Genomic DNA, 16,224 nt, shown 5'->3' with positions numbered 1-16,224 from the left:
TTGAGACAGATAAAGATTCAGAATACGGTGAAAGTATTCAACGGAGAATGAAAAAACAAAAAACGGGATGAAAAACAAAATAAAAACGACAGGCGAATTTTAAAAACAAAATGAAAAATGAGGCGGTTCGCGCGAGGCGGACAGCTGCGGCGGCGTGGCGGCAGAGCGGCAAGCGCAAACCTGTGGTAGCAGCGGCACTGTTTGCGATTGCGTTCGGATTACGATTAAAATGAGCAGATACATACGGCAAACGCAAACCTGAAGGCAGCAGCATTAAAGACAGTTGCAGACTTGCAGGCTCAGCCGGAAGCTGACAACAAAAGACAGTCACAAGACAGCACTTTGCAGGAGCCGAATGCAACTGAAAAAGCAGAATGTTTTAAATTTTTCATTTCGCACGGGAAGAATCCGCCAAGTCTCGTTTCCTCGCTGCGCTCGGAAACTCAACTTGCAGGGGCGGTTTTTAAACTTTTATTCAATCTAATTGATTGAAACATCTTCTTTATCAAAATTTTCAAAAACGGAACGCCAATTTTTCAATGAAAACTATTTTTAGATATTGGATTTTATCGGGCGTTCAGGTTCACCATCTTTGAAAATTGGATGGTTTGGGTTTCGATGAAAAACAAAATAAAAATGACAGGCGAAATCTAAAAAACAAAAAGAAAAATGAAGCGGCTCGCGCGCGACGCGCCGAACGAAAAAAAGAAAAAGGAAAAGGAAAAAACGACTGAAAAATCAGTCGTCGTCGATTCCTTTGTTCAGCCACGGGATCTTGGAGCGAATCTCTTTTCCGACGATTTCGATTTCAAGTTCGCTTTCGTGACGCTCCATTGCTTTCAAAACCGGATGGTTGAGCATACCTTCAAGAATGAATTCCTTGGCAAACTCGCCGTTTTGAATACGGGCAAGCGCGTCGTACATCGCGTCTTCAGATTCCGCGTTGATCACGCGCGGGCCGACCGTCATGCCGCCGTATTCCGCCGTGTTTGAAACGGAGAACCACATCTTTTCAAGACCGCCTTCGTGAATGAGGTCAACAATAAGTTTGACTTCGTGAACAGTTTCAAAATAAGCCATTTCGGGCTGGTAGCCGGCTTCCACCAAAATGTCAAAAGCCGCCTTCATCAAACTGGCAACGCCGCCGCACAAATCCACCTGTTCACCGAACAAATCGGTTTCGGTTTCTTCTCTGAAAGAAGTTTCATAAACGCCGGCGCGCGTACAGCCGACGCCTTTTGCGAATGCAAGTCCGATTGATTTAGCGTTGCCGCTCTTGTCCTGATAAACGCCGATCAACCCGGGAACACCGATGCCTTCTGAAAACGTTCTTCTGACAATATGACCGGGGCTTTTCGGAGCCACCAAAAAGACATCCAAATCGTCGCGCGGAACAATCTGGTTGTAGTGAATGTTAAAGCCGTGAGAAAAAGAAAGCGCTGCGCCCTGTTTCAGATTCGGCTCGATTTCGGAATAATAAAGCTTGGACTGCGCTTCATCCGGCGCCAAAATGTGAACGACATCCGCTGATTTAACGGCGTCCGGAACTTCCATGACTTTCATGCCGTCTGCTTCGGCCTTTTTCCAGCTTTTGCCGCCTTTTCGAAGACCGATGACTACGTCAAGACCGGAATCCTTCAAATTCAATGCCTGAGCATGACCCTGACTGCCGTAGCCGATAACGGCAATCGTTTTTCCTTTCAATACATTCAAATCTGCATCTTTATCATAATACATCTGTGCCATTTTATGACTCCTGTGAGTGAATAATTAAATAAATAATAAATTGAAAATCAAAAAATTAATTTCAAAAATTAATCTTAAAAAACTGATTTTAAAAATTAATCTTAAAAAATAAAGATAAACAGAAAAATGATGAAAACTCATTAAGTTTTCGATTCATTTTTCCGACATGATTATTTTTCCTTTGAAACGTCCTTGGGACCTCTTAAAAGACCGACTTTTCCGGTACGCACCATTTCTTTAATGCCGAACGGGCGAAGCAATTTTTCAATCGCGGAAATCTTCTCGCTGCCGCCGGTGATTTCAATCATCATCGTGTTCGATCCGACATCAACGACTTTCGCGCGGAAAATTTCAACGATTTGCAAAATATCGGCGCGGGTTTCGGATGTCGCGGCAACTTTGATAAGCGCAAGTTCGCGGTCAACATATTCTTCCTTGCTTAAGTCAATCACTTTAATGACTTCAATCAACTTGTAAAGCTGCTTGATCACCTGTTCAATAACGGCGTCGTCACCGTTCACGACAATCGTGATTCTCGAAACTTCGGGATCTTCCGTTTCCCCGACAGCCAAACTGTCAATGTTGTAGCCGCGGCGCGCAAAAAGCGCGGCAACACGCGTCAAAACACCGGAATTGTTCTCAACCAATATGGAAAGCGTGTGAGATTGCATTTCAGTCATTTCAGATGCCTCCGTATTTTCTTTCATCAATCAATTCATTAATGGATGCACCTGCCGGAACCATCGGGAACACATTTTCACCGCGGTCAACGCGGACATCAATCACAGTCGGACGACCGGATTTAATCGCCGTTTGAACTGCTTCTTTGAGTTCGGACTTCTTCTCAACGCGAATACCGAGTGCGCCGTACGCTTCCGCCAATTTGACAAAGTCAACGCTGTCGATGATATCGGTGTGCGAATAATGGCAATCGTAGAAGAGTTCCTGCCACTGGCGAACCATTCCCAAATATCCGTTGTTTAAAATCACGGAAATCACCGGAATGTCATTGGCAACCAATGTCGCAAGCTCTTGAGAATTCATTTGGAAAGACCCGTCGCCGGCAACATCGAAAACGATTTGGTCGGGGCAGCCGACTTTGGCGCCCATTGCGGCCGGAAGACCGTAGCCCATCGTGCCGAGACCGCCGGATGTGATAAGTTTGCGCGGCTGTTTAAAATTGAAATACTGGGCCGTCCACATCTGATGCTGTCCGACTTCGGTTGCGACAATCGCGTCCGGAGCGATTTCGCAAAGCGTTTCAATCACGAACTGCGGCTTGATCGTGGAACCGTCGTCAATGTATCCGAGCGGATATTCTTTTTTCCATTGATTGACACGCTTGAGCCAATCGGACGTCTTGCCCGAGACGATTTTTTCAGCCGTTGCCGGGACCAAATCTTCCAAAACGGCTTTGGCGTCGCCGACAATCGGCAAATCGACCGCCACATTCTTTGAAATTTCAGCGGGATCGACATCGATATGAATGATTTTCGCGCCGGAAGCGAAAGATGAAATCTTGCTGGTCACGCGGTCATCGAAGCGGGCGCCGACAGCGATAAGCAAGTCGGAATCCTGAATGCTGAAGTTGGCGTATTTTGTGCCGTGCATGCCGGGCATGCCGATAAAGAGCGGATGGTCCATCGGAAAAGCGCCCATTCCCATGAGCGTTGTCGTGACAGGCGCTTGGATGAGTTCCGCAAGCTTGTACAACTCAGAAGACGCATTTGATGAAACAACGCCGCCGCCTGCGTAGATGACCGGCTTCTTGGCAGCCGCAATCATTGCCGCCGCTTTTTTGATCTGCTGGATGTTGCCTTTCACGGTCGGTTTGTAACTGCGCAGCTCGACCTTATCGGGATAAGAGAATTTGAATTCGCTGATTGTTGCATCTTTTGTAATGTCAACCAGAACGGGTCCGGGACGACCGGTGGATGCAATATAGAAAGCTTCTTTGACGCTTTTTGGAATATCTTCCGCTTTCTGAACGAGATAATTGTGTTTTGTAATCGGAAGCGTAATGCCTGTGATGTTGGCTTCTTGGAACGCGTCATTTCCGATTAACGTGCTTGTCACTTGTCCGGTGAATGCGACCATCGGAACGGAATCCATGTGAGCGGTGGCAATACCGGTAACCAAATTCGTGGCGCCCGGCCCGGATGTTGCGAGACAGACGCCTGTTTTACCTGTTGCGCGGGCATAACCGTCAGCAGCGTGCGCTGCCGCCTGTTCATGACGAACAAGGATGTGGCGCAAGTCACTTTTGTAAATCTCATCGTAGATGTGGAGTAAAACACCGCCCGGATATCCGAATATGGTGTCCACGCCTTCCTTTTTGAGAGATTCGATGAACGCTTTTGCGCCGTTCATCTGCTCCGCAGAATTTTTTGTCATTAAAACAGCATCTCCTAATTGTTTACGGCCAAAGAGGCCTGTATCTTTTGATATCTTTATAAGATTTTTAGTATCTTTTATAAGATTTTTATCTTAAAGATTGGTTTCATTAAAACCGTTGTTTCATCTTTTCATATATTATTGCGTCTTTCAAATCCCCCGACCCCGATTTAAACAAAATCGGAACGGATTATTTTTCGAACTGAATATTAAGGCATGTTATTTAATGATTGTTTTAGAAACGCGGAAAAGTGAACTTTTTTGATTTTGAGTTCATTGAATTCGGATTAAATCGCTTTCTGATTTTTCAGATTTATTTCTGATTTAATTTTCAGATTTTAATCACTTGAATTCGATTTGAAATCAATCAAAAAAGCGTTGTGAATTAAAAGTAAAACCGCTTCAAAAGAAGCGGAAAACTTTATCATCAAACAAATCCGCGCTTAAAACGACCATTACTTTGACTCAAACGAGCCGGTTCATGCCGTTAATAACCGCTTCAACCGATGCTTCAATGATGTCGGTTCGGGCACCGCGGGCGGTAATTGTTTTGCCGTCCTTGGACATCTTCACCGTGACTTCAACCAAAGCATCCGTTCCGCCCGTAATTGCATCGACGTGATATTCTTCTAAAACAATATCACCGACAGACGCAACCGCGCGCTGAATGGCACGAATTGCCGCATCGACCGGACCGTCGCCTGTGTCAACACAAACTTCTTCTTTGCCGTTGACTTCCAAAATAACGGAAGCCATCGGAATGGAAGGCCGTCCCGAAACTGCCGAGAACGACTTTAATTTAACAGTCGGCTCGCAGTGGATTTCCAAAACGGATTCGGCAATCGTTTGTAAATCGGCGTCAGTCACGTGAAGACCTTTGTCTCCCATTTCTTTGACGCGCTTAAAAATTTCCTGTTTCTGCGCCTCGTTAGCGTCTAACTGAAGTTCCGTCAGCGCAAGCTCAATCGAACTGGCGCCCGCATGTTTTCCTAGAACGACGCGGCGGGTCCTGCCGACAAATTCAGGCTCGATCGGCTCGTAAGAAGCCGTATTCTTGACAAGGTCGTGGACGTGAATGCCGGCTTCATGCGTAAATGAATTGCCGCCGACAAGCGCTTTGTTCGGTGCGACCGGAATGTTTGTCAATCGGCTGACCAATCTGGAAACTTTGTACAAGTTTTCGGTTTTGATGCCTGTGTCGATGCCGTAAAGATGCTCCAGCTGAACGACTACTTCTTCAAGCGCCGCATTTCCGCTGCGCTCGCCAATGCCGTTAATTGTCAAGTGAGCTTCGGCTGCACCCGCTCGGAGCGCTGCAACCGTATTGGCCGTTGCCAAGCCGAAATCGTTGTGACAGTGGATGCTGACAGGCGCGCCTGTTACAAAAGCAAGCTCGGAGAAGATATTAAAAGTCCGCTCCGGCGTGAGCATGCCGACTGTGTCACAGTAGCAGAGGCGGTCCGCACCGTGCGCGACACCGCTTGCATAAAGCTCTTTCAAAAACTTAAAATCAGCACGAGATGCGTCTTCGGCGCTGAATTCAACGATCAGACCGTGAGACTTGGCGTATTCCGCAACTTCGCCCGCCATTGAAAGAACTTCTTCTCTGTCCTTTTTAATGCCGATATCTTTCTTCAATTTTGTTTCAATATGAAGATTGGAAGACGGAACGACAAGGTGAACGGAATCGACATCGCATTCAAGAGCCAGGTCAATGTCTGATGTGCGCATTCTGCAGTAGCTGCAGATTTCGGCATTGAGACCCAGACCGGCAACCGCTTTGATGGCGGCGCGCTCTCCTTCGGATGTCACTGCGGATCCCGCTTCAATAATGTGAAGGCCGAGCTCATCCAAAGCTGTCGCTATTTTCAGTTTATCATCTGTACTTAACGCTACGCCCGGAGTTTGTTCACCGTCACGAAGCGTTGTATCAAGGAAACGCAGATTTTCGAATAATATAATCCCCTCTTTTTATAATGAATTCGGGCGGCACCCGCTTGATTAAATCGTTTGAAATCTGTTCGATTAAAAATCAATACGGTTACCGAATAAGATTGAAAATTCGTTTATCTTTTAAATATGTTTTCATACATCTGTCATTGTTTATCATGATAATAAACCGCATGAAGAACAACAATAAAACCCGATGCAGTCAATAAGATATGAAATATTAATAAAACCCGTTTCGGTGATAAATGGTGATACATTTAAATATATTCTATGAAATTAGAAAGAAACATGTTTACTGCAACGGTTACTCCCAGTTTCGGAGAAGTGGACGGTCTCGGCCATATCAACAACACAGTCCTCGCGCGCTGGTTTGAGATGGCAAGAAACCCGTTTTTCCGCATTTTTGAACCGAATTTGAATTTATCTCATGATGTTTGGCCGCTGATTATGGCGCATACCGATTTTAATTTTGTCGGCGAACTGTTTTTTGAATTCGATGTCGAGCTTCGCTCATATATTGAAAAGATCGGCACGAAATCCTTTACGGTTTATCATGAAGCGTGGCAGGAAGGACGTCTTTGCACATACGGAAGAGCTGTTGTCGTCCATTATGATTTTAAAGCCGGCGTAACAACGCCGATTCCGGAAGATAAAAAAGCGAAATTAATGGAACATATGGTTCCGGAAGGATTGGCGAAGGATTGAATTTAAAAATAACTTAAAAATTAAAAACGATTATTCTAATTTTTCAAAAACGGTGAATAAAAATTTGATTCTGCACGCAGTGTGTGCCGAATTGCCAATTCGCTACGCAGTGCGTAGTGATTTAGAAAAAAGATATTGACATCGTAAGAATGTTTAAGAAATAAAAAGAGAAATTAAAATTGAAAACGGATTGAAATTTGTTAAATCTTAATTAATTCATGCATTACAATTCCTCAGTCTTAAATTCAGAATACCCCTCATAAAAATAACTCGCATCTATACCTTTCATAAACAATTCACGCTCGTTTATTTTATCGGTTAAGGCGTTTTTTAACAGCACTTTAATTTCAATATCTTTGACGGGGCTCCGTTCCATTGCTGAAAGATAGTCATTCTTGTCAACATTATTCCAATCAATAACTTTCCCGAGTTCTTTTTTCAAGATCAGATCCAGCCAAATACGTGTTGCTCTTCCATTTCCTTCACGAAACGGATGTGCAATATTCATTTCAACGTATTTTTCAATAATTTCGTCAAACGTATTTTGCGGCATTTTATCAATAAATTCTAAAGATTGTTCCAAATACATCAGCGGCGCAAATCTGAAATTTCCTTTTGAAATATTGACATCGCGAAGAGTGCCTGCAAATTCGTAAATATCCCCGAATAAATAATTGTGAACCTGTTTGAGCCCTTTAAAAGTTCCGACTTCAATACCGGAGATGTCGCCGCTGTCAAAAAGTCGTTTTGCATTTATTTTACTGATTCGTTCCTCTTCTCGATTCAATTCCGCCTGATATTTAATTCCGAGTTTATTTTTTAGAATTGTCATTCAGTTGACTCCGATTATATTTTCAAATACTTTTTCAGCAAAAATGAGAAGAGAAAAATAAATCGAAATTTAATGTTATCAATAATTTTGTATTTATTTCAAAAATTCAAAATTATTCTTCGCCTTCAACAATTCCACCGTTCGGCTCGGTCTCGCGATAAATCTGACCTTCAAAACGATAAATTTTCGCGCCGTATTTCCACATCATCGGCGTCATGCCTGCTTTGACGCAAGTCTGGCAGAGGAATTCAATCGCGTCCCAGCCTTGATCTGACGCCACTTGCGGCAGAAGCAAACCGCGATGGTCGCCGTATTCAGCCATTAAACCGTGCGTTCCGATTTTGATTTGATTGGCGTAAGTCGTAAAAGCGCCTTCAACAGGTTCGGGAAGCGTCAGAGTTGTCACTTCAACCGTTGTTTTCAAAAAGTCTTTTTTCTCAATCGGGAAAAAGCGCGGATCCTCAAAAGCCGCGGCAACCGCCGATTTAACCAAAACTTCTTTGAGCGGCAAAACAGGATAAGGATAGCCGATACAGCCGCGAAGATCGCCGTCTTTTTCAAGCGTGACAAAAGCGCCGCGCTTTTCCGAAAAAATGACGGGAAGAGAAGGCAAATCATCTTCGGGCTCTTTGCCGTCCAAAACATTTTCAATTGCCTTTCGGGCTGTTTTGACGGCGAGAACGCCTTCGCTTTTATGAAGAATATTTTTAGACATTTTTTCACCCGTAAAATTACAATCAATAGAATTGATTATCAGAATTATTTTGAATTAAATAGATAATTGATTATTAAAATTATTAGAATTTTTAGAAATTAATTATATTAAAATTACTTAGAATTTTTAGAAATTAATTATTAAATAATTGATTTAGTTAAATTATTTAAAAAAATTTAGATTTTAAAAAGATCTAAAAAATTATTGCAAATCAGATTCACCGGAATCGATTCCGCGTCTGCGCGCTGCCGCTTCTCTGAGCACTTTGATGCCCGGAAGTTCTGTTCCCGACAAATATTCAATGCAAGCGCCGCCGCCCGTGCTGATGTGCGAAAACTGCGTGTCCATTCCGAGACGGTGGACTTCGGCGGAAATGTGGCCGCCGCCGATGATTGAAAACTTCGCGTTTGTCGCGGCGCGGATAATTTCATGCGTTCCCACCGCAAAATCAGGATTTTCGGAAACGCCTGCGGGACCGTTTAAAATGACGGTTCCTGCTGATTCAAGAATAGAAGTGTAAGAAACAATGGTTTCAAGACCGATATCGTTTGCCGGATATTGAGATTTCCCCATTTCTTTGATGTTTGCTTCCACGCGTTTTCCGTCAATATTGAGCGCAACATCGACCGGATAGCGGATTTTGTCGCCGAATTCCTTAAGCATATTTCGAACCGGCGGAATGTAAGACGCGTAACCTAATTTTTCAATCAAATCCATATTGATTTGACCGATGTTGAAGCCGGCTGCCGCGAGAACGACATTTCCGACAATGCCGCTGAACAAAACAATGTCGGCGCTGCCTTTGGAAAGAACGTTGTTCGCAACGCGCAGCGAGTCATCTACTTTCGCGCCGCCGAGAGCGTAAACGCAGGGGCGCTCGCCGTCCAAACCGCGGTCAAGGCTGAGAATTTCGGACTCCATGATCCTGCCGGCGCCGCACGGAATGTCGCGCGTGAATCCGACAACGGACAAGTGCGAGCGGTGGGAAACGGCAAAAGCGTCATTGAAGAAATAATCGATATAAGGCAAAAGTTTTTTAACAAAATAAGAATCAGCGTGTTCGTCGGCGGAAAGTTCGAGAGATTCTTCGGAAAAGAATCGGACATTTTCAAGTAAAATAATGTCTCCGGGCTCCATCGCGGAAATGCATGACCGCGCGTAAGAGCCGAAAATGTCGTCAACGTAGCGGACTTCTCTTCCGATCAGCTGAGATAAAACCTTTGCGTGAGACTGCATGGTCATGAAATCTGATTTCCCGGGGCGGCTCTGGTGCGCCAAAAGAATAACTTTCGCGTCTTTCAAGTCATTGATCGTTCGGATGTGGCTTTTGATACGGGAATCATCTAAGATTCTGCCGTCAGGACCCATCGGCGCGTTAAAATCGACTCTTAAAAGAACAGTTTTTCCCGAAATATCAAAATCATCAATCGTAAAGAAATCTTTTGTCAACGTCAAACCTCTCGCCGTCTCTGTAATTCATCAACATATTCAAAAAGCGGAATGTGCAATTGAATACATTGAATATGCAGTTGGATACAATTATACAATTTCATTTGTTTGAAAGGGATTTCAAACACATTTTCCAATCTTAATCATTCACACAATGATTATTAAGGTTATTGTTTAACCGTTTGTTTAACCGTTTGTTTAACCGTTTAAGGTCGTTTAAAATTATTGTTTAAGCCCGCCGTCTCCTGTCAAAATCCGCCCGTAAGTCCCGAGGATTTTCAAGCGCAAACACCGCTTTTCAACCAGCTTCAAAGCGTCGGCGACATTTTGATTCGACGGGGCGCCTTCAAAATCAATGTAGAAATTGTATTCGCCGAGTGACTTTTTGGACGGTCTGGATTCAATGCGCGTCAGATTAATGCTGTAATCGGAAAACACTTCCAAGATATGAAAAAGCGCTCCCGGCTTGTCTTGAAGCGGGGACACGATAACGGATGTCTTGTAAAAAACGCTGCCGCTTCCGGTCTGAGACAAATTTTCAGGCAGGATGTGAACGTTCGAATCAAAAGCGTGTGAATGAAAAGCACGTTCTTTTAAAAATTGTAAAGTTTTTGATCGAATCAATATCAGAAAACGCGTTGAATTGTTGAGATGATCTTGAATCTGACAATCAGCGACTTTTAAACCGTATGTTTTGCCGGCTTCGGCGGACGCGATTGCCGCTCGAATCTTAGCGTCTGTCGGCCCGCCTGCGTTTGCCGGTCCACCTTCCTCTTCCGCACCCATTTCAGCGATGCGCATTGCGGCTTTGGATGTGCTGTCCACTTCGATGAAGGAAGCGTTCTTCAAATGTTTTTGAATGTATGTTCTGCACTGATACAGCCCTTGCGGATGCGAATAAATCACGTCGATTATTTCGGGCGAAAATCCCGGTGTTTGAGCTGTTTTTTCGGACACGAGAAGGCAATGATTGACAGGAAGAACTAATTCCGCGACGATTGAAACGTCTTTTTCCAAAAGCAGATCCATGCTGACGCCGACGGCGCCTTCGATTGAATTTTCGATCGGGATGACGGCGCAGTCCGATGTATTTCCGTTTTCATCGGGGTCAAAAAGACGCAGCGCCGTGTTTTCAATAGATGAGCAAAATAAAAATGTGGGTATTCCGCAGCCGTATACCGTTTCAAAAAAGGTACGCGCCGCAATTTCCGAGTATGAGCCCGCCGGGCCGAGAATCGAAACTTTCATGATTCAGACACTTGTTTTTGTTTTTTGGATTTATTTTTGAATATTAATTAATGAATTTTGAATATTAATTTTAACAATAATGTTTCAGATAAATGTATTTGAAAATAAAAAAGAAATAAAAGGTTAAAAACAAATGCTTTTGTTTTACACTTCTGTTTTTATGAACGGTGTGAATTCTGAAAAATCAGTGACAGGCAAACAGGATCAGAGATCCAAAACGTCTGCCATGGCATAAACTTTTCCTTTTTCCTGAGAGCAAATCCATTTGGCAGCCAAAACGGCGCCGCCGACGAAGATTTCACGCGTGTGCGCCTGGTGTCTGAGCTCGATGCGCTCGGAATTGCCGATGAACATGACGGTGTGATCACCAATAATGTCGCCGCCGCGAACGGCATGAACGCCGATCTCTTTTCCGCGCGGGCAGATGCCTTCTCTGCCGAAGACGAGGTCTTTTCCGCCGAGCGCGTCGCTGAGAATTTCAGCGGCAGTCATTGCTGTTCCGCTCGGTGCGTCTTTCTTTTGATTGTGGTGCGCTTCAATGATTTCGATATCGTAGTCGTCTCTTAAATATTGAGCCGCTTCTTCAAGCAATTTGAAGAAAACATTGACGCCGATTGAATAATTGGTTGAAATGACGGCAGCGATATCGTTTTGAACAATTGCTTCATCGATTGCGGCGCGCTGCTCGGGGCTGATTCCGGTCGTGCCGATGATTAAATTGACGCCTGCTTCGGCGGCGGCGGGAGCGTTGACAGCCGTTGCCGCTGCAATCGTAAAGTCGATGACGACATCCGTTTTTGAGTCTTTCAAAACAGATTTTAAATCTTTGGAATCGGACACAGGAATTCCCATTTTTCCGATTCGAATGAGATCGCCGATATCTTCGCCGACAAAAGCGACGTCGAATGCAGCGGAGAGTTCAATGCCTTCCGTTGCGTTGATGCGCCGGATGATCAGGGAGCCCATGCGCCCGCATGCGCCGATAACGGCGGCTCTGACGGCTTTTACTTCGCTCACTTTAACACCCCTGACTTCTTGAGCTCGTTTGTCAGAACTTCCAAGTTGAGCGGCTGGAGCGGCACAAGCGGCAGTCTCAGCGGACCTGCGGCGTGACCTGCAAGACCTGCAGCGGTTTTGATCGGCGCCGGGTTGGTTTCAATAAACAGCGCTTTCATAAGCGGTGCAAGCTCGTAGTGGATCTGCATGGCAGCGGACAGGTTTCCGGCCTCATACGCGGCAACCATTTGCGCCATTTTACTCGGCAGAATATTTGCGAGAACGGAAATGACACCGGTTGCGCCGATGGAGAGCAGCGGAAGAGTTGCGACATCATCGCCGGAGAGCAAAGCAAAGTCCTCATCTCTTGTTTTGCTGATAATTTCGGTTGCTTTTCCCATATCGCCGGTCGCTTCTTTGATGCCGACAATGTTGGGATGTTTTGCGAGTTCCGCAATCGTCGGGATGCTCATGTCAACGCCTGTTCGTGACGGAACGTTGTAAAGAATCATGGGAACGTCGACGGAGTCGGCGATTTTTTCAAAATGAGCTTTTAACCCGCTTTGGGTCGGTTTGTTGTAGTAAGGCGTGATGACAAGAACAGCCGCGGCGCCTGCATCGGCCGCGTGTTTGGTAAATTCGATCGCTTCTGCGGTGTTGTTCGATCCTGTTCCGGCAATGACGGGAACGGAAGACGCTTCGACCGCGATATCTGTGACTTGCATGTGTTCTGCCGCTGACATTGTCGCGGACTCGCCTGTTGTGCCGCACGGAACAATCGCGCTGACGCCGCCTTGAATCGTGAATTCGATATTTCTTCTGAATCCGTCAACATCAATGTGATTATCCGCCGTGAACGGCGTAATGAGCGCCGGGATAACGCCCCTAAACTTTTGACTCATATTCTGCACCAACCTGCAATAACTTGAAATTTGAAATGATTAAAAAACGCGCCCGATGAGGAATAAGGGCGTCTTTTTGAAGCGACTTTGAATTTTGATAATTATCAATTATAAAATCGCTGAATCAAAAATTAAGTATAGAAGTAATTAAAATTATTGCTTGATTGAAAAAAACCGTGCAGAATCTGAAGAATATTTGATGAAAATACGACGACAGTTCATGAAAATGAAAAATGGGAAACGATGAGCGAGATTGAAAAATTATAAAAATGAGGCGGCTCGCGCGCGGCGGCACCCGTCAAAAAACAAATGAAAAACAAAATGAAACAAAACAAAATAAAAAACAAAACAGCCAAACTGTTACTTTTTTATTCTTTGACGAATTTACAAATGTCATAAAATCGGATGTACCATTATGCAAAAAGAGGATTATGACGTTATTGTTATCGGCGGCGGCATCAGCGGTTTGATGTCGGCGCTGACGCTTTCAAAACACGGCAATCGTGTTCTTGTGCTTGAAAAAGATGAAGTTGTCGGCGGCAACTGCCGCAGCTATCAAGTGGACGGCTTTACGGTTGACACGGGACCGCATGCGATTACGGCGCTTCGCGGACCCGGACCGCTGCCGCTTCTGATGAATCAGTATTACGATGTCGTTCCCGAGTTTAAGCCGTACGGCAATTATTACATTCGAACGCCGGACGCGTCACTTGTCCGCTGCCCGACAAATGTCCGCGATTTTCTTCTTTTTGATTATCTGCCGGCAAAAGACCGTATGAAACTTGCCAAAACGATCGGCTCGGTCATGCTTAAAGTCAGCCGCGGCGAAGACTTTTCAAAACGTTCCGTTTACGACTGCCTGCCCGAAGGACTGGGTCCCGAAACGCTCGGCTTTGCCAACACGTTTTCCATGTTCATGTCTGGCCGCGGCATGAAAGAAACGTCTGTTCAAAGAATGGCGGCAGGCGCGGGCGTTGCCAAAGAAAAAAACAAGCTGACGCCTGAAGAGTACAAAGCAATCGTCAAAGGCAAAGCCGACAAAAAGGATGAAAACGGCAAAAAAGATGAAAACGGCAAGAATAATGAGATGAACGCTGAAAAGAACGGAAAAAGCAATGAGAAAAACAGTGAAAAGAAAGGCGGCAAAAAGAAGAAATCCAAAAAAGTTGCACAACCTGCCGAAAATAATGATTCCGTTTTTGCCGCGTTTAAGAAAACGCTGACGCATAAAGGCGGTTTTTCAACTCAAGGTTATCCGATCGGCGGCGTTCAGGCTGTCACCGATTGTACGCTTCGCTCTATGCCCGCGCTTGCCGAAATTCAAACGGAAGCGCGCGTTCAAAAGATTTTGACCGAATTTGACGCGGATTCCGGAAAAGACAAAGCAATCGGCGTTGAAACAGCAGACGGCGAATATTACGCCGACTTAATCATTCACACCGGATTTGCAAGCGCTTTGCCGCAAATGATGGAATTGCCTGCCGAATATGTCAATCAGTTGAAAGGAATCGATCACACTGTCAGCTTAAGCATTTGGATCGGATTGGATGAAATGTGTCCCGAATTCGATTATGTCGGCTCCGAAGTCTGGTACAAAGAAATGCCCTACTGGGGCGGCGCAATCAGCAATTACGATCCGAATTTGGCGCCTGTCGGCTGTCAGTCTGTCGGATTCGCGTTCATTCCGCAGCAAAAAGATGTCAAAGCAAAGGTGGATGACGCTTACAATCAGCTTTTTGAAATCATGCCGAATATTGAAAAACACACCGTGATGCGCCACGATCAAATCACTGTTCCCGAAAAGGCGGCAATAACCGTTCGCGGCGAATTTGCCGATATCCGCTCGCCGATTGAAAATCTTTACATCGCGGGAACCGACACAGATAAAAGAAGCATGGGCGTTACGCGCGCCGCTTATTCTGTTGTTGAATTGCTCGGAAAACTTCACGAAGACGGCAAACTGAAAAGACAAAACGATTTCAAAGGATACAATTTCAAAAGAGATTATTTGCCGCCGATTCCGAAATAATTCTCTTTCATTTCTTTTTTATAATTTTCATTCATTCTTTGTTTTTCTTTTTGTGCGGGTTGTGTTTCCGCTTGCGGGGCGGTTTCTGTTTTCCGGGCGGTGCGAAGCAGCGACCCAATCTTCCCGCTTGCATCTGCTCATTTTAATCGTAATTAATTCGTTCACATTTCGCAACCGTGCTGCGCTGCCTGCAACTGCCGCTGTCGGCAGCCGCAGCAGCTGCCCGCCGCGCGCGAACCGCTCCAATTTTCAAAAAGAGAATAAAACGGGAGGCAGGGATTGAAAAATAAAAAAGAAAAGAGAAGAAAATTTTAAAAAAATGAAAAAAGAAATAAAATGAAAAAAAGAAATGAAAAATGAAAAAATCAGAAAATCTCGGGAACGAGTTTTCCGGCGACTGTTTCATAAGCTTTTGTTAAATCGCCTTTGTCAAATCTGAAAATGTCTTTGTCAAAAGATTCTTTAGTGACTTTGTCCCAAATACGACAGGTATCGCATGAAATTTCATCGGCGAGAACGATTTCGCCGTTGACGCGACCGAATTCTAATTTGAAATCGGGCAAGAGGTAGCCGTTTTTGTCGAAATACGGAACTAAAATGCTGTTGATTTTGATTGCGGCTTCTTTCAGGTACGCCATTTCTTCATACGTTGCAACGCCGAGCGCGTATGCGATATCTTCATTGATCATCGGGTCCTGATATTCGTCGCTCTTGAAATCAAAGACAACGATCGGTTTTTCAAAAACCTTTCCGGCGGGCATCGGATATTTCTTTGTAATCGAGCCGGCCGCGATGTTTCTGACAATCACTTCAAGTTTGATGATTTCAACGATATCCACAATCATGTCAACATCAGACGCCATGCCTTTGTAATGCGTTTTGATTCCGTTTTCTTCGAGCATTTCAAAGATTTTGCGCGAAATCTGAGCATTGTAATATCCTTTCTTGGGCGCTTCGCTTTTTTTATCGCCGTTAAAAGCCGTTAAACTGTCACGGAATTCCGCGATATATTTAGAAGAGTCATTCGTTGTGTAAATCGTCTTGGCTTTGCCGGAATAAATCGGTTCAAGTTTTTGAATTTCAGACATGTCAAATCACCGTTTCAATAAAACATGGAAAATATGGTTTGAATAAATATCATTTCAATAAAATAATCCGCTATAATTCAAGATTTTCAAAATTATCAAAATTATCAAAATTATCAAGATTAAAAACATTGTTTAAATAATGAATATATTTAAAGCGTTTGGAAAAGCAA

Annotated in this window: 15 protein-coding genes; 3 read left to right on the top strand and 12 right to left on the bottom strand. The window is 44.5% G+C overall.

The window, feature by feature from the left end; all coding sequences use genetic code 11:
* Nucleotides 1–37: 37 nt before the first annotated feature.
* From MmiHf6_RS09360 to MmiHf6_RS09340, 5 genes are all read right to left on the bottom strand, one after another.
* Nucleotides 38–361, bottom strand: a complete 324-nt coding sequence (locus tag MmiHf6_RS09360; RefSeq protein WP_316557523.1) for a hypothetical protein — start codon at nucleotides 359–361, stop codon at nucleotides 38–40.
* Nucleotides 362–738: 377 nt separating this feature from the next.
* Nucleotides 739–1,746 carry a ketol-acid reductoisomerase gene (gene ilvC / locus MmiHf6_RS09355; RefSeq protein WP_316557522.1) on the bottom strand — a complete coding sequence of 336 codons (1,008 nt, stop codon included), beginning with the start codon at nucleotides 1,744–1,746 and terminating at the stop codon, nucleotides 739–741.
* Nucleotides 1,747–1,916: 170 nt separating this feature from the next.
* Nucleotides 1,917–2,426, bottom strand: a complete 510-nt coding sequence (gene ilvN / locus MmiHf6_RS09350) for an acetolactate synthase small subunit (protein WP_316557521.1) — start codon at nucleotides 2,424–2,426, stop codon at nucleotides 1,917–1,919.
* A 1-nt stretch (nucleotide 2,427) separates the two neighbouring features.
* Entirely contained in the window at nucleotides 2,428–4,140 is a 1,713-nt protein-coding gene (locus MmiHf6_RS09345; RefSeq protein ID WP_316557520.1) for an acetolactate synthase large subunit, read from the bottom strand.
* Between the two features lie 465 nt (nucleotides 4,141–4,605).
* A complete protein-coding gene (locus tag MmiHf6_RS09340) occupies nucleotides 4,606–6,084 on the bottom strand; it encodes a 2-isopropylmalate synthase (RefSeq protein WP_420891328.1) in 1,479 nt (492 codons plus the stop codon).
* Nucleotides 6,085–6,378: 294 nt separating this feature from the next.
* Between MmiHf6_RS09340 and MmiHf6_RS09335 the strand changes: the two genes are divergently transcribed.
* Nucleotides 6,379–6,795: an acyl-CoA thioesterase gene (locus tag MmiHf6_RS09335; protein WP_316557519.1), complete on the top strand. Its 417-nt coding sequence runs from the start codon at nucleotides 6,379–6,381 to the stop codon at nucleotides 6,793–6,795.
* A gap of 223 nt (nucleotides 6,796–7,018) precedes the next feature.
* Here the strand turns inward: MmiHf6_RS09335 and fic are convergent, their stop codons facing one another.
* The 6 genes from fic to dapA all read right to left on the bottom strand — a co-directional run bounded on the left by fic (nucleotide 7,019) and on the right by dapA (nucleotide 12,937).
* A complete protein-coding gene (gene fic / locus MmiHf6_RS09330; protein WP_316557518.1) occupies nucleotides 7,019–7,627 on the bottom strand; it encodes a protein adenylyltransferase Fic in 609 nt (202 codons plus the stop codon).
* Nucleotides 7,628–7,739: 112 nt separating this feature from the next.
* Nucleotides 7,740–8,342 (bottom strand): TIGR00296 family protein, encoded by a 603-nt coding sequence (locus MmiHf6_RS09325; RefSeq protein ID WP_316557517.1) that lies wholly within the window; start codon nucleotides 8,340–8,342, stop codon nucleotides 7,740–7,742.
* A 201-nt stretch (nucleotides 8,343–8,543) separates the two neighbouring features.
* On the bottom strand, nucleotides 8,544–9,797 hold the full coding sequence (locus MmiHf6_RS09320) for a phosphoglycerate kinase (RefSeq protein ID WP_420891305.1): 1,254 nt from the start codon (nucleotides 9,795–9,797) through the stop codon (nucleotides 8,544–8,546).
* A gap of 216 nt (nucleotides 9,798–10,013) precedes the next feature.
* Entirely contained in the window at nucleotides 10,014–11,039 is a 1,026-nt protein-coding gene (gene pheA / locus MmiHf6_RS09315; protein ID WP_316557516.1) for a prephenate dehydratase, read from the bottom strand.
* 204 nt (nucleotides 11,040–11,243) lie between these two features.
* Nucleotides 11,244–12,056 (bottom strand): 4-hydroxy-tetrahydrodipicolinate reductase, encoded by an 813-nt coding sequence (gene dapB / locus MmiHf6_RS09310; protein ID WP_316557515.1) that lies wholly within the window; start codon nucleotides 12,054–12,056, stop codon nucleotides 11,244–11,246.
* Nucleotides 12,053–12,937 (bottom strand): 4-hydroxy-tetrahydrodipicolinate synthase, encoded by an 885-nt coding sequence (gene dapA, locus MmiHf6_RS09305; protein ID WP_316557514.1) that lies wholly within the window; start codon nucleotides 12,935–12,937, stop codon nucleotides 12,053–12,055. The genes dapB and dapA overlap by 4 nt, the downstream gene beginning before the upstream one ends.
* A 415-nt stretch (nucleotides 12,938–13,352) precedes the next feature.
* Here dapA and MmiHf6_RS09300 point away from each other — a divergent pair, with 415 nt between their 5' ends.
* Nucleotides 13,353–14,966: a phytoene desaturase family protein gene (locus tag MmiHf6_RS09300; RefSeq protein WP_316557513.1), complete on the top strand. Its 1,614-nt coding sequence runs from the start codon at nucleotides 13,353–13,355 to the stop codon at nucleotides 14,964–14,966.
* 61 nt (nucleotides 14,967–15,027) lie between these two features.
* Nucleotides 15,028–15,249, top strand: a complete 222-nt coding sequence (locus MmiHf6_RS09295; protein WP_316557512.1) for a hypothetical protein — start codon at nucleotides 15,028–15,030, stop codon at nucleotides 15,247–15,249.
* An 82-nt stretch (nucleotides 15,250–15,331) separates the two neighbouring features.
* Here the strand turns inward: MmiHf6_RS09295 and purC are convergent, their stop codons facing one another.
* Complete coding sequence (gene purC, locus MmiHf6_RS09290) at nucleotides 15,332–16,054, bottom strand: phosphoribosylaminoimidazolesuccinocarboxamide synthase (protein WP_316557511.1); 723 nt, start codon at nucleotides 16,052–16,054, stop codon at nucleotides 15,332–15,334.
* Nucleotides 16,055–16,224: the final 170 nt, after the last annotated feature.

This window comes from Methanimicrococcus hongohii (genome assembly GCF_032594095.1).
GTDB lineage: Archaea > Halobacteriota > Methanosarcinia > Methanosarcinales > Methanosarcinaceae > Methanimicrococcus > Methanimicrococcus hongohii.
Note: the sequence above shows the minus strand (reverse complement) of the source record. Positions and strands in the feature narration are given on the sequence as shown.